The 21,957-nt window shown below is 74.2% G+C and carries 17 protein-coding genes and 1 pseudogene; 8 read left to right on the forward strand and 10 right to left on the reverse strand.

Annotation, left to right across the window (positions count from 1 at the left end; genetic code table 11):
- Positions 1 to 64: 64 nt before the first annotated feature.
- From ACZ6MA_RS01305 to rsmH, 4 genes are all read right to left on the reverse strand, one after another.
- Positions 65 to 1,798, reverse strand: coding sequence for a UDP-N-acetylmuramoyl-L-alanyl-D-glutamate--2,6-diaminopimelate ligase (locus tag ACZ6MA_RS01305; RefSeq protein WP_469430107.1), 1,734 nt, complete (start codon positions 1,796 to 1,798; stop codon positions 65 to 67).
- A 13-nt stretch (positions 1,799 to 1,811) separates the two neighbouring features.
- Positions 1,812 to 3,755 (reverse strand): peptidoglycan D,D-transpeptidase FtsI family protein, encoded by a 1,944-nt coding sequence (locus tag ACZ6MA_RS01310; RefSeq protein WP_469430108.1) that lies wholly within the window; start codon positions 3,753 to 3,755, stop codon positions 1,812 to 1,814.
- 117 nt (positions 3,756 to 3,872) lie between these two features.
- On the reverse strand, positions 3,873 to 4,382 hold the full coding sequence (gene ftsL, locus ACZ6MA_RS01315) for a cell division protein FtsL (protein ID WP_469431148.1): 510 nt from the start codon (positions 4,380 to 4,382) through the stop codon (positions 3,873 to 3,875).
- Positions 4,383 to 4,420: 38 nt separating this feature from the next.
- Positions 4,421 to 5,380: a 16S rRNA (cytosine(1402)-N(4))-methyltransferase RsmH gene (gene rsmH / locus ACZ6MA_RS01320; protein WP_469430110.1), complete on the reverse strand. Its 960-nt coding sequence runs from the start codon at positions 5,378 to 5,380 to the stop codon at positions 4,421 to 4,423.
- A gap of 479 nt (positions 5,381 to 5,859) precedes the next feature.
- Between rsmH and ACZ6MA_RS01325 the strand changes: the two genes are divergently transcribed.
- The 4 genes from ACZ6MA_RS01325 (at position 5,860) to ACZ6MA_RS01340 (ending at position 11,508) form a co-directional block, all read left to right on the forward strand.
- Entirely contained in the window at positions 5,860 to 6,414 is a 555-nt protein-coding gene (locus ACZ6MA_RS01325) for a beta-class carbonic anhydrase (RefSeq protein ID WP_469430112.1), read from the forward strand.
- A 182-nt stretch (positions 6,415 to 6,596) separates the two neighbouring features.
- Positions 6,597 to 7,625, forward strand: a complete 1,029-nt coding sequence (locus ACZ6MA_RS01330) for an AAA family ATPase (RefSeq protein ID WP_469430113.1) — start codon at positions 6,597 to 6,599, stop codon at positions 7,623 to 7,625.
- Positions 7,625 to 9,067 carry a DUF58 domain-containing protein gene (locus ACZ6MA_RS01335; protein ID WP_469430115.1) on the forward strand — a complete coding sequence of 481 codons (1,443 nt, stop codon included), beginning with the start codon at positions 7,625 to 7,627 and terminating at the stop codon, positions 9,065 to 9,067. Before ACZ6MA_RS01330 ends, ACZ6MA_RS01335 begins: the two co-directional genes overlap by 1 nt.
- Positions 9,064 to 11,508: a transglutaminase TgpA family protein gene (locus tag ACZ6MA_RS01340; protein ID WP_469430117.1), complete on the forward strand. Its 2,445-nt coding sequence runs from the start codon at positions 9,064 to 9,066 to the stop codon at positions 11,506 to 11,508. The genes ACZ6MA_RS01335 and ACZ6MA_RS01340 overlap by 4 nt, the downstream gene beginning before the upstream one ends.
- Before the next feature lie 193 nt (positions 11,509 to 11,701).
- Here the strand turns inward: ACZ6MA_RS01340 and ACZ6MA_RS01345 are convergent, their stop codons facing one another.
- The 3 genes and pseudogenes from ACZ6MA_RS01345 to ACZ6MA_RS01355 all read right to left on the reverse strand — a co-directional run.
- Complete coding sequence (locus ACZ6MA_RS01345; protein WP_130877337.1) at positions 11,702 to 12,100, reverse strand: DUF3040 domain-containing protein; 399 nt, start codon at positions 12,098 to 12,100, stop codon at positions 11,702 to 11,704.
- Between the two features lie 236 nt (positions 12,101 to 12,336).
- Positions 12,337 to 13,101 (reverse strand): methyltransferase, encoded by a 765-nt coding sequence (locus ACZ6MA_RS01350; RefSeq protein WP_469430118.1) that lies wholly within the window; start codon positions 13,099 to 13,101, stop codon positions 12,337 to 12,339.
- Between the two features lie 264 nt (positions 13,102 to 13,365).
- Positions 13,366 to 13,461, reverse strand: a pseudogene (locus ACZ6MA_RS01355) (SAV_6107 family HEPN domain-containing protein); the annotation flags it as partial.
- A 165-nt stretch (positions 13,462 to 13,626) separates the two neighbouring features.
- On the opposite strand from ACZ6MA_RS01355, the gene ACZ6MA_RS01360 reads away from it, so the two are divergent.
- The 4 genes from ACZ6MA_RS01360 (at position 13,627) to ACZ6MA_RS01375 (ending at position 19,123) form a co-directional block, all read left to right on the forward strand.
- Positions 13,627 to 14,436 (forward strand): ATP-binding cassette domain-containing protein, encoded by an 810-nt coding sequence (locus tag ACZ6MA_RS01360; RefSeq protein WP_469430120.1) that lies wholly within the window; start codon positions 13,627 to 13,629, stop codon positions 14,434 to 14,436.
- Entirely contained in the window at positions 14,408 to 16,546 is a 2,139-nt protein-coding gene (locus tag ACZ6MA_RS01365) for a YhgE/Pip family protein (RefSeq protein ID WP_469430122.1), read from the forward strand. The genes ACZ6MA_RS01360 and ACZ6MA_RS01365 overlap by 29 nt, the downstream gene beginning before the upstream one ends.
- A gap of 53 nt (positions 16,547 to 16,599) precedes the next feature.
- On the forward strand, positions 16,600 to 17,214 hold the full coding sequence (locus ACZ6MA_RS01370; RefSeq protein WP_469430123.1) for a TetR/AcrR family transcriptional regulator: 615 nt from the start codon (positions 16,600 to 16,602) through the stop codon (positions 17,212 to 17,214).
- 406 nt (positions 17,215 to 17,620) lie between these two features.
- Positions 17,621 to 19,123 (forward strand): phytoene desaturase family protein, encoded by a 1,503-nt coding sequence (locus ACZ6MA_RS01375; protein WP_469430125.1) that lies wholly within the window; start codon positions 17,621 to 17,623, stop codon positions 19,121 to 19,123.
- Between the two features lie 76 nt (positions 19,124 to 19,199).
- Here ACZ6MA_RS01375 and ACZ6MA_RS01380 read toward each other — a convergent pair whose 3' ends face one another.
- From ACZ6MA_RS01380 to thiE, 3 genes are all read right to left on the reverse strand, one after another.
- On the reverse strand, positions 19,200 to 20,150 hold the full coding sequence (locus ACZ6MA_RS01380) for a hypothetical protein (protein ID WP_469430126.1): 951 nt from the start codon (positions 20,148 to 20,150) through the stop codon (positions 19,200 to 19,202).
- Positions 20,151 to 20,190: 40 nt separating this feature from the next.
- The gene (metF, locus tag ACZ6MA_RS01385) at positions 20,191 to 21,108 is read right to left on the reverse strand and encodes a methylenetetrahydrofolate reductase [NAD(P)H] (protein WP_469430128.1); all 918 of its coding nucleotides are present in this window, start codon (positions 21,106 to 21,108) and stop codon (positions 20,191 to 20,193) included.
- 118 nt (positions 21,109 to 21,226) lie between these two features.
- A complete protein-coding gene (gene thiE, locus ACZ6MA_RS01390; RefSeq protein WP_469430130.1) occupies positions 21,227 to 21,892 on the reverse strand; it encodes a thiamine phosphate synthase in 666 nt (221 codons plus the stop codon).
- Between the last annotated feature and the right edge of the window lie 65 nt (positions 21,893 to 21,957).

The following is a 21,957-nucleotide window of genomic DNA, read 5'->3' on the forward strand; positions in this document are numbered from 1 at the left end:
GAGATTTACCTCCGGCCGTTCGGGAGGGCTTCCGGGGGGAGGGTTGTGCGCGCATGGCGGTCTGTCATCCCTGGTCGTTCCGGTGCTTGGTCGACAAGCGCAGTCGCTCGGCTTCGATGGCCTCGCGCAGCACCTGGCGGTCGTCGAAGGGGCGTACCACTCCGGCGATGTCCTGGCCCTGCTCGTGGCCCTTGCCCAGGACGAGGACGGTGTCGCCCGGCTCGGCGCGGGCGACGGCGGCGGCGATGGCGTCGGCCCGCTCCTCCGCGAGCAGGACCGTGCCGCGCTCGTGGACGGGCACCTCGGCGGCGCCCGCGAGCATGGTGGCGAGGATCGCGAGGGGGTCCTCGGAGCGGGGGTTGTCGGAGGTCAGTACGGCGGTGTCGGCGAGCCGGGCCAGGGCCGCGCCCATGGGGGCGCGCTTGGTCTGGTCCCGGTCGCCGCCGCAGCCGAGGACGGCGTGGATGCGGCCCTTGCCCACCTTGCGCAGGGCGCGGAGAACCGATTCGACGGCGTCCGTCTTGTGGGCGTAGTCGACGACGGCCAGGTAGGGCTGGCCGACGTCGACGCGCTCGAGCCGGCCGGGCACGCCGGGCACGGCCGCGACGCCGTCGGCGGCGGTCTGCGGGTCGATGCCTGCGGCGACGAGCGCGGTGATGGCGGCGAGGGCGTTGGCGACGTTGAACGGGCCGGCGAGCGGCGCCCGGGCGGTGACCGACTGCCCCTGGGGGCCGAGGACGGTGAAGTCCGAGTCGAACGGGCCGACGTGGACGTCGGCGGCGCGCCAGTCGGCGTCGGGGTGGCCCTCCGCCGAGAAGGTGACGACCGGGACCTCGGAGGCGCCCTCGGCGAGGCGCCGGCCGTACTCGTCGTCGAGGTTGACGACGCCGAGGCGGCTGCGGGCCTTGGTGAACAGCCGGGCCTTGGCCTGGAAGTAGTCCTCCATGCCGGAGTGGAACTCCATGTGCTCCGGGCTGAGGTTGTTGAAGACCGCGATGTCGAAGACACAGCCGTCGACGCGGCCGAGCACCAGGGCGTGGCTGGAGACCTCCATGGCCACCGAGCCGACGCCGCGCTCGCGCATGACCGCGAAGAGCGCCTGGAGGTCGGTCGCCTCGGGCGTGGTGCGCTCGGACTTGATCCGCTCGTCGCCGATCCGGGACTCCACCGTGCCGATGAGGCCCGTCAGGGCCCCGGACTCGCCGGCGGCGGCCTTCAGGCCGCCCTCGATGAGGTAGGCGGTGGTGGTCTTGCCGGAGGTGCCGGTGATGCCGATCTGGAGCAGGTCGCGGCCCGGCTCGCCGTAGATCGTCGCGGCGAGCGCGCCCATCCGGGCGCGCGGGTCGTCGACGGTGAGGACGGGCAGGCCGGCGGCCGTGGCCCGGTCGGTGCCGGCCGGGTCGGTCAGCACGGCCACCGCGCCGAGCCCGGCGGCCTGGGCGGCGAAGTCCGCGCCGTGGAAGCGGGCGCCGGGCAGGGCGGCGTAGATGTCGCCCGGGCGCACGGCCCGCGAGTCGTGGGTGATGCCGGTGACCGTGGCGGTCGCGGGGGCCTCGTCGGCGGCTGTGGCGGCACGGGTGACGGCGATGCCCAGCTGACCGGCGAGCTCCGCGAGGGGCGCGGGGCGGACCTGGGTGGGGCGGGGCGCTCCCGGATACGTGGCCGGGGCGTCCGTGGGGCTGGTGTGGGACTGATCAGCGTGGGGCACGGCGGTGAGCGTACCGGGCCCACCCGCCTGGTCGCGAAGCGAGGGGCGTGCCGGGCCGTGGTTCCCCGGTTCGGGAGTGATCGTCGTCACGGCGGCCCCCGGGTCAGCTGTCGCCGTAGTTCACCGGCAGCCGGGGAGGCTGGGTGCCGGACGGCGGTACCTGGAGGGTCTTGAGCGCGAACTCCATGACCTTCTTGTAGACCGGGCCGCAGATCTGGCCGCCGAAGTAGCTGCCCTCGGTCGGGTTCTGGATGGCGCAGTAGACGGTGACCCGGGGCTGGTCGGCGGGGGCGAATCCGGCGAACGAGGCGGTGTATCCGTGGTAGCGCCCGGTCTGCGGATCCACCCGGTTGGACGTGCCGGTCTTGCCCGCGACGCGGTAGCCGGGGATCTTCGCCTTCGTCCCGGTGCCCTCCCGGTCGTCGACGACGGACTCCAGCATGGTGGCCAGGGTCTTGGCGGTCCGTTCGCTGACCACGCGGGTCCGCGGCGGGGCCGGCGCGGGGGTGAAGCGGCCGTCGGGGCCCTTGATGCCGCGTACGAGCGTGGGCCGCACCCGCTCGCCGCCGCCGGCGATGGTGGAGTAGACGGAGGCGGCCTGTACGGCGTTCAGGGAGAGGCCCTGCCCGAAGGGGATCGTGTGCTGCTGTGAGGCGCTCCACTTCCCCGGTGCGGCGAGGATGCCGGGCGTCTCGCCCGGGAAGCCGAGGCCGGTGGGGGCGCCGATGCCGAATTTGCGCAGGTAGGAGTGGAGGACACGGTTGGCTTCGGGCTGACTGTCGCCGAGCTGTTCGGCGGCCAGGATCGTGCCGATGTTGCTGGACTTGGCGAGCACCCCGTTGAGGGTCAGGTGCCAGGTGGCGTGGTCGATGTCGTCGGCGAAGGCCCGGTCGGCGCGGGGCAGCCGGTTCGGCACCTCGACATGGGTGGCCGGGGTGGCCTTGCCCTCCTCCAGGACGGCGGCCATGGTCATCACCTTGCTGACGCTGCCCGGCTCGTACGCGTCCTGGAGCGCGGCGTTGCCCATGGCGTTGCCGTCGGCGTGGGCGAGGTCGTTGGGGTTGTAGCCGGGGGCGTTGGCCATGGCGAGGATCTCGCCGTTGCGGGCGTCCTGGACGACGACGTAACCGCGGTCGGCCGCGGATGCGCGCACCTGCTCGGCGATGGCGTTCTGCGCGGCCCACTGGATGTCGCGGTCGATGGTCAGCTCGACGTCGGAGCCGGGCACGGCGGGCTGTTCCTTGAGGTCGCCGGTGGGGACCTGGTGGCCGAAGGACTGGGCGTAGACGAGCTTGCCGTCCTTGCCGGCGAGTTCCCTGTTGAGCTGGGCCTCGATGCCACCGCCGCCCTGGCCCTCGGCGTTGACGAAGCCCAGTATCCCGGCGGCGAGGTCCCCGTTGGGGTAGACGCGCTTGCTGTGGGACTCGCGGTTGACGCCCTCGAGGAGGTTGACGCCCCGTTCGGCCTTCGCCCGGTCGGCGACGGTCTTCTTCAGTTCCTTGATCCGGTTCCAGACCGCGGGGGACTGTCGGCGGGCGAGCACGACGTACTTCGACTTGGGGTTGGCGGTGAGCTTCCGCTCCAGCTCCGCCGACCGCTCGGCGAGCAGCGGGGCGAGCAGCTCGGCGGCCCGGCGGGCCGCGTCGGGTGTCTTGGTCCGCTCGGGGGTCAGCAGGTCGGGGGCGGCGGTGATGTCGTAGGCGTCGACGGTGGTGGCGAGGGCGATGCCGGCCCGGTCGGTGATGGCGCCGCGCTCGGCGGCGAGCGTGACCGGGATGTAGCGGTTGACGTTCGCCTTGGCGGCGTAGGCGTCGGCGTCCACGGCCTGCACCTGGAGCAGCCGCACGGTGAAGACCAGCAGGACGAGCGTGAGCCCGGCGCCGACCATGCGCAGCCGTGGCCGTGGGCTGCCGAGCCGCAGCTGCTGGGCGGCGGGGCGGTAGCCCGGGGGGCGGGGGGCGCGGGCCGGGCGGGCGGCGGGACGGGCGGGCCCGGGGACGCGGCGGCGGGGGTCGCGGAGCTGGCGGGGGCGGCGGGGGGCCGTCATGGCGCGCTCACCCTCCGGGGGCGCCGCCGGTGCGCGGCCGGGGGCCCGGGCGGCCCGGCGGCCGGGCGGGCCTGCGAGAAGCGCGGGGGCCGTACCCCGGGGGTTTGCGGCACTGCGTCACCTGCCGGTGGTCGGAACGGTCTTCACTGCCGTACGGGCGTCGGGGGCGGGGACCTGCGGAGCGGGGGCCTCGGGGACGGCCGGGACCTCGGGGATCTCCAGGACGTCGGGGATCTCGGGCACCTCGGGGGCGGCCGGGGCCTCGAGCGGGGCGGCCGGGAGGAGCGGGGTGGTGAAGCCGGCGGGGTCGGCGGCGGCCGGGGACGGGACGCCGTGGACGGTGCCGTCCGGGTCGAGGAAGGCGGGGCTGCCGCCGGGGACCATGCCCAGTTCACGGGCGCGGCGCGCCAGCGCGTCCGGGGCGGCGAGCTGGTCGACCTCCTGCTGCAGCGCCTGCTGCTCGTCGGTCAGCTCGGTGGTCTTGCGCTGGAGCCGGCTGAGTTCGAAGGAGCCCTGGTTGAGCGAGGAGTTCAGGACCAGCAGGGAGAGCAGCCCGGAGCCGAGCAGCACCACGACCAGCAGGACGAACGGGGTCCGCTTCGCTCCGACGGCCCCGGCGGGCAGCATCCGGATCAGGCGCGCGCCCGGGCCGCGGGCGGCCGGTGTCACCGCGCGTCCTCGCGGATGCGCTCGGCGCCGCGCAGCCGGGCGGGCGCGGCCCGCCGGTTCTCGGCGACCTCTTCCTCGGTGGGCAGCTCGGCGCCGCGGGTGAGGAGCTTCAGACGGGGCTGGTAGCGCTCGGGGACGACCGGCAGTCCGGGGGGCGCGGTGTTGGCGGCGCCCGCCGCGAAGACCTGCTTGACGATGCGGTCCTCCAGCGACTGGTAGGACAGCACGGCGATCCGGCCGCCGACGGCGAGGGCGGCGACGGCGTTCGGGATGGCCTGCTCGACGCTGGCCAGCTCCGCGTTGACCTCGATGCGCAGGGCCTGGAAGGTGCGCTTGGCGGGGTTGCCGCCGGTGCGCTTGGCGGCCTGCGGCAGCGCGTCGCGGATCAGCTCGACGAGCCGGGCGCTGTTGGTGAAGGGCTCCTTCGCGCGTTCCTTGACGATGGCGCTGACGATCCGCTTGGCCTGCTTCTCCTCGCCGTAGGCGCGCAGGATGCGCACCAGCTCGCCGGGGGCGTAGGTGTTGAGGACCTCCGCGGCGCTGAGCCCCGTCGTCTGGTCCATCCGCATGTCCAGCGGGGCGTCCTGGGCGTACGCGAAGCCGCGGTCGGCCTCGTCGAGCTGCATGGAGGACACGCCGAGGTCGAAGAGGACGCCCTGGACGCGCGGGATGCCGAGCCCGTCCAGCACCTCGGGGAGTTCGTGGTAGACGGCGCGCACCAGCGTGGCGCGGTCGCCGAAGGGGGCGAGCCGCTCCCCCGCGAGTGCCAGGGCGGTGGGGTCGCGGTCGAGGGCGACGAGCCGGGCCTCGGGGAAGCGGCTGAGCAACGCCTCGCTGTGCCCGCCGGCGCCGAGGGTGCAGTCGACGACGACCGCGCCGGGCTCGGTGAGAGCGGGGGCGAGCATGTCCAGGCAGCGCTGGAGCATGACGGGGACGTGTCGCGCGTTGCTGCTCATGCGCCCTTCTGAGAGTCCGGGGAGGTCCGCGGGCGACGCATCCCCGGGTCCCCGCCCGCTCGAAGGGGAAGCGGCCGGTCCGGCACCGGGGAAGTGATGTCGGGCGACCGGGGAGCGGGAGGAGGCCGAGGGGTACGTACGCGGCGCGCACGTGCGGGTTTTCGGTTCCAAGGGGAGCGTCAGGCCTCCCACTTCGCGCCACTTTAGTCCACTCGTCCCTTCGGTCAATCAACCGGCCAGCGCGTCCCGCCCCGGCCTTGGGCGGCGCCGGGGGAACGTGCGGGAAGCGGGCCGCACGCCGGGGTCGAGCCGGGCCGGGGCCGGGCCAGAGCCGGGCTAGGGCTGGGTCACGACGCGCCCTCACCCGTACGGCGGCATACGCCTTTGACCTGTGGCTTACCTCACAGGAGGCCATGTTGGCGGCGTTTGCCCGCTCTGAAAGCGGGCCGATGGGCCGCGCGCCGACTACCTTCATGCATATGTCGATATCCGCGCCTCAGCCCTCGCAGCCGACCTCCGACCGCGACCACTTTGAGAAAACGGTCACCGACCGCCTGGTCGAGGCCAACGCCAAGTACGCCTCCGCGTTCAGCGACCCGGGCATGGACGCCCGTCCCGTCCTGAAGGTCGCCGTCGTGGCCTGCATGGACGCCCGTCTCGACCTGCACGCCGCACTCGGCCTGGAGCTCGGCGACTGCCACACCATCCGCAACGCCGGCGGTGTGGTCACCGACGACATCATCCGTTCCCTGACGATCAGCCAGCGTGCGCTGGGCACCCGCTCGGTGGTGCTGATCCACCACACCGGTTGCGGTCTGCTGAACCTGACCGAGGACTTCCGGCACGAGATCGAGGCCGAGGTCGGGCAGCGCCCGGCGTGGGCGGTGGAGGCGTTCAAGGACCTGGACCAGGATGTCCGGCAGTCCATGCAGCGGGTCCGCACCTCGCCGTTCCTGCTGCACACCGACGACGTGCGCGGCTTCGTCTTCGACGTGACGACGGGACTGCTGCGCGAGATCGACCCCCGGCGCTGATTGTCCACAGGCGGTGACGGAACACCGCGTGAGCGGCCAGAATGCGTAGGTGACGCCCGCCCCCGCGACCGGCGGGGGCGCGGCGGCACCTTTCGGGGAGGGCCGGTCCGTACCCACGGGCCCGGTTCGGTTTGGGGAATCCCTGCTCCTCGCGAGCTTGGGGAAGGGCCGAGGAGGGCCGGGTGACGACCTATGACGAACGAGCGAGCCTCAGCGATCTGACCACCACAGCGGAGCGGGTCCGCAGATCGGTGGAGAGTGTGATCGAGGGCAAGCCGGAGGTCGTACGGCTCTCGCTGACCGTGCTGCTCGCCGAGGGGCACCTCCTGATCGAGGACGTGCCCGGGGTGGGCAAGACCATGCTCGCCAAGGCGCTGGCGCGGTCCATCGACTGCTCGGTGCGGCGCATCCAGTTCACCCCCGACCTGCTGCCGTCCGACATCACCGGGGTGAGCGTCTTCGACCAGCAGCGGCGGGACTTCGAGTTCAAGCCCGGAGCGATCTTCGCCCAGATCGTGATCGGCGACGAGATCAACCGCGCTTCGCCCAAGACCCAGTCGGCGCTGCTGGAGTCGATGGAGGAGCGCCAGGTCACCGTCGACGGCCACAGCTACGAGCTGCCCAGCCCCTTCATGGTGGTGGCCACGCAGAACCCGGTCGAGATGGAGGGCACCTATCCGCTGCCCGAGGCGCAGCGCGACCGCTTCATGGCCCGGGTCTCGATCGGCTACCCGCACCCGGAGGCCGAGCTGCGGATGCTGGACGTGCACGGTGGCGTCTCCCCGCTGGACGACCTCCAGCCCGTGGCGCACGTGCACGACATCGTCAAGCTCGTCGAGGCGGTCCGCGCGGTGCACGTCGCCGAGTCCGTGCGGCGGTACGCGGTGGACCTGGTGGGCGCGACCCGGCAGCACCCCGATCTGCGGCTCGGGGCGTCGCCGCGGGCGACGCTGCATCTGCTGCGCGCGGCCAAGGCCGCCGCGGCGCTGGCCGGCCGGGACTTCACCCTGCCCGACGACGTCCAGGCGCTGGCCGTGGCGGTGCTCGCGCACCGGCTGCTGCCCACCGCGCAGGCGCAGCTGGGCCGGCGCACGGCCGAGCAGGTCGTCGTCGACATCCTCCAGCGGACCCCGGTGCCCGATCCGTCGGCTCAGGCGTGGCGTCAGCCGCAGCCGCCCGGCCACCAGCCCCCGGCGGCGCGGCGGCTGTGATGTCTTCCGGGGGAGCCCCCGCCCGGGGCCCGGCGGGGGCCGGCGAGCGGGCCGGGGAGCGCGGGGCCGCGCGCAGCGGTCTGTGGACGGCGTTCGGCGGGCTGACCACCCGCGGCCGTTCCTTTCTGGCGGCGGGGGTCGCCGCCGCCGGGTGTTCCTACGTCCTGGGCCAGTCGGACCTGCTGCGGGTGGGGCTGCTGCTGGCCGTGCTGCCCGTGGTGTGCGTGATCGTGTTGCATCGCACCCGGCACCGGGTCACCGGCAGCAGACGGCTGTCGCCCTCGCGGGTGCCCGCCACCGCCGAGGCACGGGTGCATCTGCGGATCGACAGCGTCTCGCGGCTCCCCACCGGGCTGTTGATGCTCCAGGACCGGGTGCCGTACGTCCTGGGGCCGCGCCCCCGCTTCGTCCTGGACCGGATCGAGCCGGGCGGCCGCCGTGAGGTGTCCTACCGGGTCCGCTCCGATCTGCGCGGCCGCTATCCGCTGGGGCCGTTGCAGCTGCGGCTGACGGACCCGTTCGGGATGTGCGAGCTGACCCGCGGTTTCAGCGCTTTCGACACCCTGACGGTCGTGCCGCGGGTGGATCCGCTGCCCCCGCTGCGGCTCGGCGGCGAGGCGGCGGGCTACGGCGACGGCCGGCACCACTCGCTCGCCCTGGCCGGTGAGGACGACGTCATACCGCGCGGCTACCGCCACGGCGACGATCTGCGCCGGGTGCACTGGCGCTCCACCGCCCGCTACGGCGAGCTGATGGTGCGCCGCGAGGAGCAGCCGCACCGGGCCCACTGCACGGTGCTGCTGGACACCCGCGGCATCGCCTACGAGGGCGCCGGGCCCGACTCCCCGTTCGAATGGGCGGTGTCGGGGGCGGCCTCCACGGCGGTCCATCTGCTGGAGCGGGGCTTCTCGGTGCGGCTGCTGACCGACACCGGCAGCGCGGTGCCCGGCCCCGACGGCACGGGCGGGTACGGCGGCTCCGCGCACGACGGTGCCGACGCGGCCGGGCTGCTGCTGGACACCCTCGCGGTGGTGGACCATTCCGAGGAGACCGGGCTGGCCGCCGCCCACGACGCTCTGCGCGGCGGTGCCGGCGGGCTGCTCGTGGCGTTCTTCGGCGAGCTGGACGAGGAGCAGACGATGCTGGCCGGGCGGCTGCGGCAGCGCGGCACGACGGCGGTCGCCTTCGTCCTGGACCCCGCCGACTGGGCCTACGACCCCGGGGTCCGGCGCCCCGGGCCGGAGCTCGACGGTGCGCGGCGGCTGCGCGTGCTGCGCGAGGCCGGGTGGACGGCGCTGGCCGTCACCCCGGGAGCACCGCTGGCGGATCTGTGGCGGCTGGCGGGTTCCGCCGGTGCGGCCCCCGGCCGTGACGAGGCGCCGGGCGCCGCCCCGGGCGGGACGGCGGGCGGCTGGAGCGGTGTGGCGGGAGGCAGGTCATGAGCGGCGGAGTCCGGCTGGCGGTGTGCGCGGCGGCGGCCACCCTGGCGGCGGCGGGGGCGCTGCTGCCTTTGGTGGACCGCACCGTATGGCTCGTCCAGGCCGCGTTCCTGCTGGTCGTCCAGGCCGCGGTGGGCGTGCTCGCCCGGCGGGTGCCGCTGGCCAGGGCACTGACGGTGGCGGCGCAGGCCCTGGTGGCCCTGCTGCTGCTCACCGTGGTCTTCGCGCGGGAGCAGGCGATCGGCGGGCTGCTGCCGGGGCCGGACGTCTTCCAGGAGTTCGGGCAGTTGCTGCGGGAGGGGGCGTCCGACGTCGGGCGGTACGCCATCCCGGCACCGGCGACCACGGCCATCAGACTGCTGCTGGTCGGCGGGGTGCTGGTGATCGGCCTGGTGGTGGACGCGCTGGCGGTCACCTACCGCAGCGCCGCACCGGCCGGGCTGCCGTTGCTCGCGCTGTACTCCGTGGCGGCCGGGCTGGCGGAGGGGACCGACTGGCTGTGGTTCCTGGCCGCCGCGGCCGGCTATCTGCTGCTGCTCCTGGCCGAGGGCCGCGACCGGCTCGCCCAGTGGGGCCGGGTCTTCGGCGGTGGCGGCGGGCCGCCGGGCCCGTCGGCCCATCCGCTGGGCCCCGGCCACGGACCGGCCATCGCACCGGTCCGGACGGGCCGGCGGATCGGGGCCCTCGCGCTCGGTATCGCCCTGCTGGTGCCGGCCGCGCTGCCCTCGATGGACGGCGGGCTGCTCCAGCCGGGCGGCCCCGACAGCGGCGCGGGCGGCGGCACGGGCGGGGGATCCGGCGCGGTCAGCCCGCTGGTCGCCCTCCAGAACAGCCTCCGGCAGCCGGAGAACCGCGAGGTGCTGCGCTATCGCACCTCCACCCGGAACACCGCGGACCTCTACCTGCGCATCGTCGCCCTCGACCGGTTCGACGGCTCGACCTGGCGCACGTCCACCGACCGTCCCGTCACCGAGGTCCCCGACCCGCTGCCCACCCCCGCCGGGCTGGCCCCCGGTGTGCGGACGGATCCGGTCAACACCTCCGTGGCCGCGTCCGGTTCGTACGCGCAGACCTATCTGCCCCTCCCCTACCCGGCCGAGCAGGTGCGGATCGGCGGCCGGTGGCGGTACGAGCCGGAGGGCCGGATGCTGGTCGGCGGCCACGCGCAGACCACCCGCGGCGCGCGCTATCAGGTGACGAGCCTGCTGGTGGAGCCGACGGCGGCGCAGCTCGCCGCCGCGCCCGCGCCCCCGCAGCGGGTGCTGCGCGAGTACACGAAGGTGCCGGGTTCACTGCCGAAGGTGGTGGCGCAAACGGCGCGGAAGGTGACGGCCGGCGCGGCGAACCCGTACCAGCAGGCGGTGAAGCTGCAGGAGTGGTTCGCGGTCGACGGCGGCTTCCGCTACGACACGGAGGTGCGCTCGGGCAGCGGACCGGACGCCATCGCCACGTTCCTCCGGGACAAGGAGGGCTTCTGCGTCCACTTCTCCTTCTCCATGGCGGCCATGGCACGGACGCTGGGCATCCCCGCACGGGTGGCGGTCGGTTTCACCCCGGGCACCCCGCAGGCGGACGGCTCGATGTCGGTCGGCTCCAAGGACGCGCACGCCTGGCCGGAGTTGTACTTCGAGGGGACGGGCTGGACCCGCTTCGAGCCCACGCCGAGCCGTGGCACCCAGCCCGAGTACACGGTCGCCGAGACGCCCGCCGGGTCGGACCCGGGCGCCCCCTCCACGCGCCCCGACCGGTCCGCCGCGCCCTCGGCGCCGGCCGGGCCGGGCGACGACTGCACCCCGCGGCTGAAGAAGATCGACGGCTGTCCGGCCCTCGCCCAGCAGCCGGGTGCCGGGACGTCCGCCGGCGGACCGCGGGCGGGCACGGTCACGGGCGTCGTGGTGGCCGCGCTGGTGGTCCTCGCGCTGCCCCTGCTGCCGATGCTGTGGCGCAGACGGGTACGGGCCCGGCGCCTCGGCGCGATGAGCGGGGCCGGGCCGGACGAGGATCCCCGGGAGGCGGTGGACCGGACACTGGCGGCCTGGCGCGAGCTGACCGACTCCGCCTGGGACTACGGCATCCCGCCGGACGACGCGCAGACCCCACGGCGGGCGGCGGCGCGGATCGTACGGATCGGCGCGCTGGAGGGACCGGCGGCCGAGTCCGCCGTCCGGGTGGCCACCGCGGTCGAGCAGGCGCTGTACGCGCCGGCGCCCGGACCGGTCGGGGCGCTGGCGGCGGAGGTCGAGTCCGTACGGGCCGGGTTGCGCGCGGCGGCGGGACGAGGGGCCCGGCTGCGGGCCGTGCTGGCGCCACGCTCGGCCGCCCGTGTGGCCTGGGCGTGTTCCCGCCGCTGGTCGACCACGCTCGAACGCCTGCGGACCGGACGGATGGTGGCGCTATGGCACCGAGCGGGCAGCGCGCTGCGCCTCGCGCGCCAGCGGGGCTGAACGGCGCCGCCGCCGGACGGGCCCGAGGGGGCTGGTGTCGGCTGAGCCCAGCCAAATCAAGCCCCTGGGGGTACCTCCCAGCGGTAGCTGGGGGAGCTTGAGGACGCGCCCGCAGGGCGCCCGCAGCCACGCGAAAGGGGCCGGGACATCAACGTCCCGGCCCCTTTCGACCTACTTCACGGAAATGCGGGGCTCAGTGGCCCTGTTCGTCACGGCGGCGCTGCCAGCGCTGCTCGATCCGGTCCATCACGGTGCGGCGCTGCCGGGCCTGTCGCCGGGGTGCCCCGCCCATCGCGGCGGGTCCGGCCTGTGCTCCGGGCCTGGGCGCCTTGCGCCACCCCGTCACCGCGAGCACGGCGCATCCCAGCATGACGAGGAACCCCACCACGCTGATCCAGATCTGCTGGGCGACCATTCCGGCCATGAGGAGGGCGATGCCCACCAGAAAACCCGCGACCGCCTGGTAGACCCGTCGCCGGGTGTACGTGCGCAGGCCGCTGCCCTCGAGCGCTGTGGCGAATTTGGGATCTTCGGCGTACAGCGCTCGCTCCATCTGCTCGAGCATGCGCTGCTCGTGCTCCGAGAGCGGCACGGAGTCCTCCTACTCGTCGGTCGCGGGGGGCGACCGGGTGCGACCCTTTCAGGATAGGCAGGGAATCGCCCCCGTGAAACCCGCCCCTCTGCGCCAATCCGCCCACCGATGTGGTGTGGCGATCGATGACGTCGGGACGTACATTCCCTGCCCGCCGATCCGCCATGCCGGACGGTGTGCACCGATCATACGGGGCGAACGGGCTGATCGGGTGGCCTGTGACCTACCGCGTGCGGTCAGCCACGCTCGGCCAGTACGTGCAGCTGAGTGGCCACGGAGTGGAAGGCGGGCAGCTCGGCCGCCGCGGCCTCCAGCTGGAGCAGCGCGTCGATGGCTCCGGGCTCGGTGTCGACGAGCACGCCGGGCACCAGATCGGCGAAGACCCGCACACCGTGCACGGAGCTGACGGCCAGCCCGGCCTCGGTGACCAGCTCGGAGAGCTGGTCGGCGGTGAAGCGGCGCGGGACGGGGTCGCCGTCGCCCCAGCGGCCGGCCGGGTCGGCGAGGATCTGCCGGGCCTCGGTGAAGTGACCGGCCAGCGCCCGGGCGAGGACGGCGCCGCCCTGGCCCGCCGCCAGCAGGCTGAGGGTGCCGGCCGGGCGGAGCGCGGCGATGGCGTTGCGGATCCCCTCGGCGGGGTCGTCGACGTACTCCAGCACGCCGTGGCACAGGACGGCGTCGTAGCCGCCGCGCTCGACCACGTCGAACAGGCCGTGAGCGTCGCCCTGGACCCCGCGCACCCGGTCGGCGACCCCGGCCTCGGCGGCCCGGCGCTCCAGCGCGAACAGGGCGTTGGGGCTGGGGTCGACGACGGTGACCCGGTGTCCGAGACGGGCGAGGGGCACGGCGAAATAGCCGGAGCCGCCACCGGTGTCGAGGACCTCGAGCTCGCTCGTGGCGTCCCCGCCGACGGCCTTGGCCCGGCGGCCGAGGGCGTCCCGCAGGACCTCCCAGACCACGGCGGTACGGAGGGACGCCCGGGGGCGCAGCGGGTCTGACACGGCGGGTGGCTCCTCGGCGCGGTGTCGCCACCGCCTCGGGGCGGCGACGAAGGACTGTCGTCGGCGCTCCCCACCCTAATGGGCGGCGCCCGGCCCCACCGCGTCACTCGCTGCGCGGCAGTTGTCCTCAATCGCCGGACGGGCTGGAATGGGCTGAGCTTGGCTGCCATGGCTCAGCCACCTCAAGCCCGTCCGGCGCTTGAGGACGCGCCCGCAGGGCGCCCGCCGCCGCAGGCGGCACCACCGGCCGGTAGCCGAAAAACCGCCGGAAGCGAACAGGGCGCTCCACTCGGCGAGTTCGGGGGCGACCTCGGGCAGGACCTCCCAGGCACTGCGGATCCTCCGGCGGCGCCGCGCGGCGCGGGACGGGTGGGAGGGGCAGACGCCTAGCGCAGGGGCAGTTGGCGCGTTCGGCGGCGCATGCGCGAGGCCGAAAACCTCCGTGAGTGGTTGACGGCCGCGGGGGCTGTCCCCCCATGCTTTTGCACTGACCGGTCAGTGCACCTTCTGGTACGGGAGGTTCGTGTGAACAGCGCTCCGCCGACCGGCGCCCCGCCCGGGGCCGCCGTCACGGCCGAGGGGCTCGGCGTCCGGGGCCCGCGTGGCTGGGCCTTCTCCGGCGTGGACCTCACGGCCCCGCCCGGCGCGCTCGTCGCCGTCGAGGGCCCTTCCGGCTCGGGCCGCACCTGTCTGCTGCTCACGCTCACCGGCCGGATGCGGGCGGACGCCGGCCGGGCCGAGGTCGCCGGAGTGCCACTGTCCGGGACGGGCCGGGGCCCGCGCCGCGCGAACCTGGCGGCGGTCCGGCGCGTCAGCGCTCTCGCGCACGTACCCGGCGTCGCCGAACTCGACACCTCCTTGACCGTCGCCGAGCACCTGCGGGAACGCGCGCTGCTGCGCCGCCGGTTCGACGGCCCGTTGCGCGGTCTGCTGCGGCCGCGCGCCGAGCGGGCGGCGGAGACCGGTGCCCGCATCGAGGCGGCTCTGACGGCCGCCGGGCTGGACCCGGCGGCCCTGCCCAAGGGCGGCCGTACGGCCGTACGGGACCTGGAGCGGCTGGAGTCGTTGCGGCTGTCGGTGGCCCTCGCCCTGATCGGCGGTCCTCGGCTGCTCGCCGTGGACGACACCGACCTCAAGCTCTCCGACGCGGACCGCACGCATGCGTGGGCGCTGCTGCGGTCGGTGGCCGACGCCGGTACGACCGTGCTCGCGGTATGCGCCGCGGCGCCGCCCGAGGGCACGGTCGTCGTCTCGACGGACCGCCGCGCGGCCGGGACCGTCACCGCCGACGAGGAGGAGACGGCAGATGCGTTCGCCGAGACTGGCCGCCCTTGAGCTGAGGCGGTTCGGCAGGGGACGGCTCCCCCGCGCGGCACTCGTCGCGCTCCTGCTGCTGCCGCTGCTCTACGGCGCGCTGTACTTGTGGTCCTTCTGGGATCCCTACGGACGTCTCGACAAGGTGCCGGTGGCGCTGGTCAACGCCGACCGGGGTGCCACCGTGGACGGCCGGCGGCTCAGCGCGGGCGACACGATCGCCAAGGGGCTGCGCGACAGCAAGTCGTTCCAGTGGCACGAGACGAGCGCCGAGGCGGCGCGTAAGGGCGTCGAGAACGGCACGTACTACCTCTCGCTGACCGTGCCCGCCGACTTCAGCGAACAGGTCGCCTCCAGCTCGGGCCGGACCCCCCGGACGGGCGCGCTTCAGGTGCGCACGAACGACTCCAACAACTACATCGTCGGCCAGATCTCCCGCACGGTCTTCTCCGAGGTCCGTGCGGCCGCCTCCCGCAAGACCTCCCGGTCCTTCTACGACAAGATCTTCGTCTCCTTCTCCGACCTCCACGACAAGACGGCGAAGGCCGCGGCCGGCGCGGGCCGGCTCGACGACGGGATCGGCAAGGCGCGCAAGGGCGCCGGGGACCTGGAAAAGGGGCTGGCCGACGCGGAGAAGGGCACCGGCGACCTCCAGGAGGGCGTGGACGAACTGCACACCGGGGCGGGCACCTTGGACAGCGCGTCACTGGAGCTGGCCACGGGCGCGCGGAAGGTCGCCGACGGCACCCGGCAACTGGCCGCCAAGGTCAACGGCGCCGCGGCCGAGGAGGGTGCCTTCGTCAAGGCGAACGCCGAGGAGATCGGCCGTACCGCCCGCGTCGTCGCCCAGGCGGCGAAGACATTGCGGGAGCACCTGGACGATCTGCCCTCCCCCGCCACCGCCGCCCGGCTCGCCGACGGCAGCCGCCGCGCCGCCGACGCCCTGGCCGCCGCGTACGAGAAGTCATGCGGGCCGGGCGCGAAACCGGCCCCCGACGCCGTCTGCCCGGAGCTGCGGAAGGCGGTGTTCGCCGCCGGCAAGTCGGCCGACGGCGCCGCGGCCCTGAGCGCCCTGGTCCACAACGAGAACGGCGAACTGGACCGGCTGCCGGGCAGGCTGGACACCCTGCACGCCTATGCCGTGCGGCTCGCCGACGAGGCCCCGCACCTCGCCCGGGACATCGACGGGGCCGTGCGCAAGGTCAACGCCCTCGACCAGGGGGCGCGCAAGGTCGCCGAGGGCGCCGGGGCACTGCACTCCGGGGCCGGGAGGCTGTACAGCGGGCTCGGCACCGCCAAGGAGGGCGTCGGCGATCTGGACGGCGGGATCGGGAAGTTGCGCGAGGGCGCGGGCACCCTGCGGGGCGGCATGTTCAAGCTCTCCGACGGTTCCGCCGAACTCGCCGGCGGGCTGCGCGACGGCGTGGACCGGATTCCCGACTACGACCGGAAGGAGCGTGACGCCCGTACCCGGGTGATGGCCGACCCGGTCGCGCTGGCCTCCCATGCCACCCACAAGGCGGCCAACTACGGCACCGGCTTCGCGCCGTACTTCATCCCGCTCTCCCTCTGGGTGGGCGCGATGGTCGCCTACATGCTGATCCAGCCGCTCAACCGGCGTGCCCTGGCCGTCGGCGCGGGCGGCTGGCGGATCGCCCTCGCGGGCTGGCTCCCGGTCGCCGCGATCGGGGTGCTCCAGGTCGGCGCGCTGCTGTCCGTGCTGCACTGGCTGCTCGGGCTGGAACTGCCGCGCGCCGCCGCCACGATGGGCTTCCTGGTCCTCGTCACGGCGTGCTTCGCCGCGATCGTGCAATGGCTGGGGGCCCGCTTCGGCCCGGCCGGGCGCATTCTCGTCCTGGCGCTGCTGATGCTCCAGCTGACGTCGGCGGGCGGCACGTATCCGGTGCAGACCAGTCCGGGGTTCTTCAACGCCGTCCACCCCTTCCTGCCGATGAGTTACGTGGTGGACGGGCTGCGGCACCTCATCACCGGCGGCGGGCCCGCCCCGGTGTGGCGGGCGTGCGGCGTGCTGGCCGCGTTCACCCTGGGCGCGCTCACGCTCACCGCGTGGACGGCACGGCGCAAGCAGGTCTGGACGGTGGACCGGCTGCACCCGGAGCTGAGCCTGTGAAGCGCGCGGGACCTGTGCGCGACGACACCTCGCCGGCAGGGAGAATCATCCCCATGGACAGCAGCGGTACGCGGCGTCAGAACACCCGGCGGAAGCTCTTCGAGGCGGCGGTGACCCTCATCGCCGAACAGGGCTTCTCCTCCACCACGGTGGACGAGATCGCCGAACGGGCCGGAGTCGCCAAAGGCACGGTCTACTACAACTTCGCCAGCAAGTCCGTGCTGTTCGAGGAGTTGCTGCGGCACGGCATCGAGCTGCTGACCGACTCCTTGCAGCGGGCCGCCGACGAGAGCGCCGAGCGCGGCGGCGGCCGCGTCGACGCACTGGACGCGATGGTCCGGGCCGGGCTGGACTTCATCTCGCGCTACCCGGCGCTCACCCAGCTGTACGTGGCCGAGCTGTGGCGCACCAACCGGTCCTGGCAGTCGACGCTGATGCAGGTGCGGCAGAAGGCCATCGCGGTCATCGAGTCCGTGCTGCGGGAGGCGGTCGCCGCCGATGAGCTGAGCCCGGAGATCGATGTGCCGCTGACGGCGTCGGCGTTGTTCGGCATGGTGCTGGTGGCGGCCCTGGACTGGCAGTCCTTCCAGCCGGAGCGGTCGGTCGACGAGGTGCACTCGGCGCTGTCACGGCTGTTGCAGGGACGGGTGGGCGGCACCATCCGCTGACGGGCGCGCAGCAGGCCGTCACCGGGGGAACGGCGCTGTTCCGGTGCGGTCCGATCCCCCTCGGCCCGCACCGGAACAGCGTTCCCCCGTACTTCCCCCGTGTTCCCCCATGCCCCCCGGGCCTCCGCGTTTCCCCCGTGGAGACCCGGTTCTCCCCCGTCACGGCCGAGCCGTCGCGCCGTTCCGCCGCCCCGTGTCGGCGGTCCGGCACTCCGGCTCTTCCGTGGGCACCACTCTTCCTTCCGCGCGGCCCCCGTCCCATCCGCGCGGCTACTCATCTCCGGTACTGAGTACGTGTACTCACGCCCGTGCGTTCACCGCCGGGCGAGCGGGCCGCCGCGCGCCGGGGGCGGCTGGGGAAAGGCACCGGGCGGTGTTGTCGGTGGCGCCGGATACAGTCACTGGCATGGCACGGATTGTGGTGATCGGCGCCGGGATGGGCGCGATGGCAGCCGCCGCCCGGCTGGCCGTCGCGGGCCACCGGGTGGCGGTGTACGAGCGCGCGGCGACGCACGGAGGCGGCGTCGGGCGCCTTGAGAGGGACGGCTTCGTCTTCGACACGGGGCCGGGGCTGCTGCATCTGCCCGCCGTCTACCGCGACCTGTTCGTCAAGACGGGCAAGGAGCCGCTGGAGCGTTGCGTCGGCCTGTCCCAGGTCGACCCGGCGAGCCGGCACGTCTTCGCGGACGGCACGGACGTCTCGCTGCCCAACGCCTCCCGGGCGGGGGTCGTCCAGGCGCTGGACGCCGCGATCGGCCCGGGTGCGGGCGAGCGCTGGAGCGACCTGGTCAACCGGGCGCGCGAGGTCTGGGACGCCACCCGGCGGCCGTTGCTGGAGGAGCCGCTGCGCGAGGACCGCACGGCCCTGGGCCGGGACCCCTACCCGGCGGTGCGCAGGCGCGCGCTGTTCCGGCGGCCCGGCCCGGTCACCCTCGCGTCGGTCGCGGAGCGCGAGCTGGGCGACACACGGCTGGCCGCCCTGCTGGAGAGCCACGCCCTGGCGTACGGACTGGACCCGCGCCGCGCCCCCGGCAGCGCGACCGTGCTGCCCTACATGGAGCAGACCTTCGGCAGTTGGTACGTAAGCGGTGGCGTACGGGCGCTCGCCGACGCGCTGTACGAGCGCTGCCGGGCCCGCAAGGTGGAGTTCCACTTCGGGGCGGAGGTGGTCCGTCTGCTGGAGCGGGACGGGCGGGCCGCCGGGGTGGAGCTGGCCGACGGGAGCGTCGCCGAGGCGGACATGGTGGTCGCCGGCGTCTCGCCCGGCCGGCTGGCGGCGATCGCGCCGGGCGCGGCCACGCGGCCCCAGGCACCGGTGCCACCCGGCAGGTTCACGGTCTTCCTCGCGCTGCGCGGGGCCCGGCCCGAGGGCGCCGTCCACCGCACGGTGGTCCACACCGACGACCGGGCGGCGGAACTGACCGCGGTCTTCGGCGGTCCCGCCGACGGCGGGGCGGACTGGCGGCCGACGGTGACCGTGCTGCGTCCGGACGACCCGGCGACCCGTCCGGACGACGGGCACGAGGCCGTCACGCTCACCGCCACGGTCGCGCCGCACGGCCGCGTCGACTGGGCCGACGAGCGGGCCGTCGACGGCTTCGCACAGCGGATGGTCGACGCCGCGGCGGCGGCCGTACCGGGGCTGCGGGAGCGGCTGCTGTGGCGGGAGGTCCGTACTCCGGCCGATACGGAAGCGGCCGTCGGGGCCGAGGGCGGCGGAGTGCCCGCGCCGGTGCTGGCGGGTGCGGACGGCGCCTTCCTCCGCCCCGGCAACGCGACCGCGGTGCCCGGGCTCCACCTCGCGGGCGGCTTCGCCCACCCGGGCGGCGGGCTCGCCCACGCCGGGATGTCGGGGGCGCTGGTCGCCGGTCTCATCGTCTCCGGGTCCGACTGGCGCGGCTCCCAGTGAGCGTCGCCCCCGGATGAGCGTCACCCCTCGTACCCGCCGGGCGGGTACGAGGGGTGCGTGACCGTGGCGGGCCGCGTCAGTAGCGGTAGTGCTGCTCGTCGTAGCCGTTGCCCGGCAGTTGCTCCGGGTAGGTCGGCTGCTGCCCGGGCGGCGGCGGGGTGTCGTTGTCGCGCTGCTGCGGCACCCAGACACCGCCGGGCGGGGTGTCGATGTCGTACTGCCGCGGCATGCCGTACGCGTCGACGGGGTAGCCGGCGGCCGTGCCCGCGTCGTACTGCTGCTGGGCCTGGGCCTCCTGCTGCCCGTAGCCCCCGTAGGTCTCGTAGGGCTGCTGGCGATTGCCGATGTAGGGGTCGGAGTAGGGCGCGTACTGCCCCTGCCCGTAGTCGAACTGGCCGGCATAAGAACTCTGGCCGCTCTGGCCGCCCTGGGCCGGGGCACCGGAGGGGTCGGGGCTCTGGCCGCCGTAGGGGTCGTAGGTGCCGAAGACGCTCGTGTCCTGCTGGTCGTAACCGGAGGTGTCGCCGTAGCCGGACGTGGCGCCGTACGGGCCGGGGGATGCCTCGTCGGACGGTTCGGGGACGGGCTGGTGGACCGCGCTGGGCAGCAGGGCCGGGCCCGGGTCGGCCTCGGGGACGGGATGGACTTCGAGGCCGGTGACCTCGAGGGTCGGCTCGGCGAGGGAGGCGGTGCCCCCGCCCCGGCGCCGGCGGCCGCCCCGGGTGCCGGCCGCGGCCGGGGGCCCGGCGGCGGGCTCCGCGGCGTCGTCCTTGCCGCGGCGGATCGCCCAGCCGGTGGAGAAGCCACGGCGGAAGGAGAGCGTCACATACGTCTGCCCGATCGCGAAGGCGATCGCGCCCACCGCGATGACCACCACGGACGGGATGAGCACACCCACGACCACGCCGAGGAAGCCGACGAACGCCAGGAGCCGCCAGCGCAGCCGCGCCTTGTACTGCAGCAGCACCTCGCCCAGCAGCCAGAGCGCGACGACGCCGAACGCGATGTAGAGGACCGTCCAGCCCATTAACGCCCCTCTCGTACGGCCGCCGTTCGCGGGCCGACCGTCAGGACCGCTGGTGCAGTCCCAGATTCTCGTAGATTTCCAGAGTCGCCGTGGAGTGGTTCAGGGTAATGAAATGCAGCCCGGGAATCTCCTCGGCCATCAACCGAGTGCACAGCTGCGTGGCGTACTCGATCCCGATCGAGCGTACAGCCGCCGGGTCGTCCTTGACCGCAAGGATCCGTTCCGCCAGATCCGGGGGGAACGCCGCGTTGCTGAGCTGTGCGAATCGTTCGATCTGGCGCACATTCGTGACCGGCATGATTTCCGGGATGATCGGGGTGTCGCACCCCGCCGCCGCGACGCGGTCCCGCAGCCGCAAATAGTCCTCCGGATAGAAGAACATCTGGGTGATGGCGAAATCCGCGCCCGCGCGGCACTTGTCCACGAAGTGCCTGATATCGGTTTCCCAGTCGGTGGAGCGCGGGTGCATCTCGGGGAAGGCCGCGACACCGACGCAGAAGTCGCCGGACTCCTTGATGAGCCGCACCAGGTCGGCCGCGTGGTCGATGCCCTTCGGGTGGCGCACCCACTCGCCCATGGGGTCGCCGGGCGGGTCGCCCCGCAGGGCGAGCATGTTGCGGATGCCGACGTCGGCGTACTGGCCGATGACGTTGCGCAGTTCGGCCGTGGAGTGGTTGACCGCCGTCAGGTGCGCGACGGGGGTGAGGGTGGTGTCGGTCGCGATGCGCTCGGTCGCCCGCACGGTGCCCTCACGGGAAGAGCCGCCCGCACCGTAGGTCACGGAGACGAAGGTGGGGGCGACGGCCTCGATGCGGCGAATGGCGTTCCACAGCGTCCGCTCACCCTTCTCGGTCTTCGGGGCCGCGAACTCGAACGAATACGACCGCTCGCCTCGGGCGAGTAGCTCACGCACCGTGTGGGCGTGGTCTGTCCTGGTGGAAGCAGTGCCAAGGGCCATACCGGCAAGTTAACCAGCGGCGCGACGGAGGCCCCAAGCCACGTTTTCGATATGCCCTTTTCGCCCGGCCAGTGTCCACACCCTGGACATTTCGTGGAAATGTCGTGGACCCGGGGGCCTACGCCACGTGGTCGCGGACCCGCTTCGCGAGCCGGGCCGCGGCCTCGCCCGGGTCGTCCGCCTCGGTGATCGCGCGCACCACGACGACCCGCCGCGCGCCCGCTTCGAGCACCTCGTCCAGATTGCCGGCGTCGATGCCGCCGATGGCGAACCAGGGCCGTACCGGGCCCGTGGCCTCCAGGGCCGCGGCGTAGCGCACCAGGGACAGGCCCGGGGCGTGCCGTCCGGGCTTGGTGGGGGTCGGCCAGCAGGGGCCGGTGCAGAAGTAGTCGACGCCGGGCTCGGCGGCCGCGGCGGCCACCTCCGCCTCGGCGTGCGTGGAGCGGCCGATCAGTACGTCGTCGCCGAGGATCGCCCGCGCGGCCGGCACCGGCAGATCGCCCTGGCCCAGGTGGAGGACGTCGGAGCGGATGGCGTGGGCGACGTCGGCCCGGTCGTTCACCGCGAGGAGCCTGCCGTGGCGGCGGGCCGCCTCGGCGAAGACGGCGAGGTGCTCCAGCTCCTCCCCGGCCTCCATGCCCTTGTCGCGCAGCTGGATGATGTCGACGCCACCGGCCCCGAGCACGGCGTCCAGGAATTCCGGCAGGTCGCCCTGGCGCTTGCGGGCGTCGGTGCACAGGTACAGCCGGGCGTCGGCGAGCCGCTCGCGTGCGGTGACGGACATGTTCGGTGGGTCCCCCCGGGTCGGCGGCGTACGGGCAGGGGATCGCCCCCTGCCCGTACGCCGGA

This window comes from Streptomyces sp. NPDC042259, from assembly GCF_055582085.1.

Excerpts from the sequence above, each read along its gene's own strand:
- ACZ6MA_RS01310 (WP_469430108.1), bottom strand. The coding sequence starts at position 3,755 with ATGACGGCCCCCCGCCGCCCCCGCCAGCTCCGCGACCCCCGCCGCCGC.
- ftsL (WP_469431148.1), bottom strand. The coding sequence starts at position 4,382 with ATGCTGCCCGCCGGGGCCGTCGGAGCGAAGCGGACCCCGTTCGTCCTG.
- rsmH (WP_469430110.1), bottom strand. The coding sequence starts at position 5,380 with ATGAGCAGCAACGCGCGACACGTCCCCGTCATGCTCCAGCGCTGCCTG.
- ACZ6MA_RS01325 (WP_469430112.1), top strand. The coding sequence starts at position 5,860 with ATGTCGATATCCGCGCCTCAGCCCTCGCAGCCGACCTCCGACCGCGAC.
- ACZ6MA_RS01335 (WP_469430115.1), top strand. The coding sequence starts at position 7,625 with ATGTCTTCCGGGGGAGCCCCCGCCCGGGGCCCGGCGGGGGCCGGCGAG.
- ACZ6MA_RS01340 (WP_469430117.1), top strand. The coding sequence starts at position 9,064 with ATGAGCGGCGGAGTCCGGCTGGCGGTGTGCGCGGCGGCGGCCACCCTG.
- ACZ6MA_RS01365 (WP_469430122.1), top strand. The coding sequence starts at position 14,408 with ATGCGTTCGCCGAGACTGGCCGCCCTTGAGCTGAGGCGGTTCGGCAGG.
- ACZ6MA_RS01370 (WP_469430123.1), top strand. The coding sequence starts at position 16,600 with ATGGACAGCAGCGGTACGCGGCGTCAGAACACCCGGCGGAAGCTCTTC.
- ACZ6MA_RS01375 (WP_469430125.1), top strand. The coding sequence starts at position 17,621 with ATGGCACGGATTGTGGTGATCGGCGCCGGGATGGGCGCGATGGCAGCC.
- ACZ6MA_RS01380 (WP_469430126.1), bottom strand. The coding sequence starts at position 20,150 with ATGGGCTGGACGGTCCTCTACATCGCGTTCGGCGTCGTCGCGCTCTGG.
- metF (WP_469430128.1), bottom strand. The coding sequence starts at position 21,108 with ATGGCCCTTGGCACTGCTTCCACCAGGACAGACCACGCCCACACGGTG.
- thiE (WP_469430130.1), bottom strand. The coding sequence starts at position 21,892 with ATGTCCGTCACCGCACGCGAGCGGCTCGCCGACGCCCGGCTGTACCTG.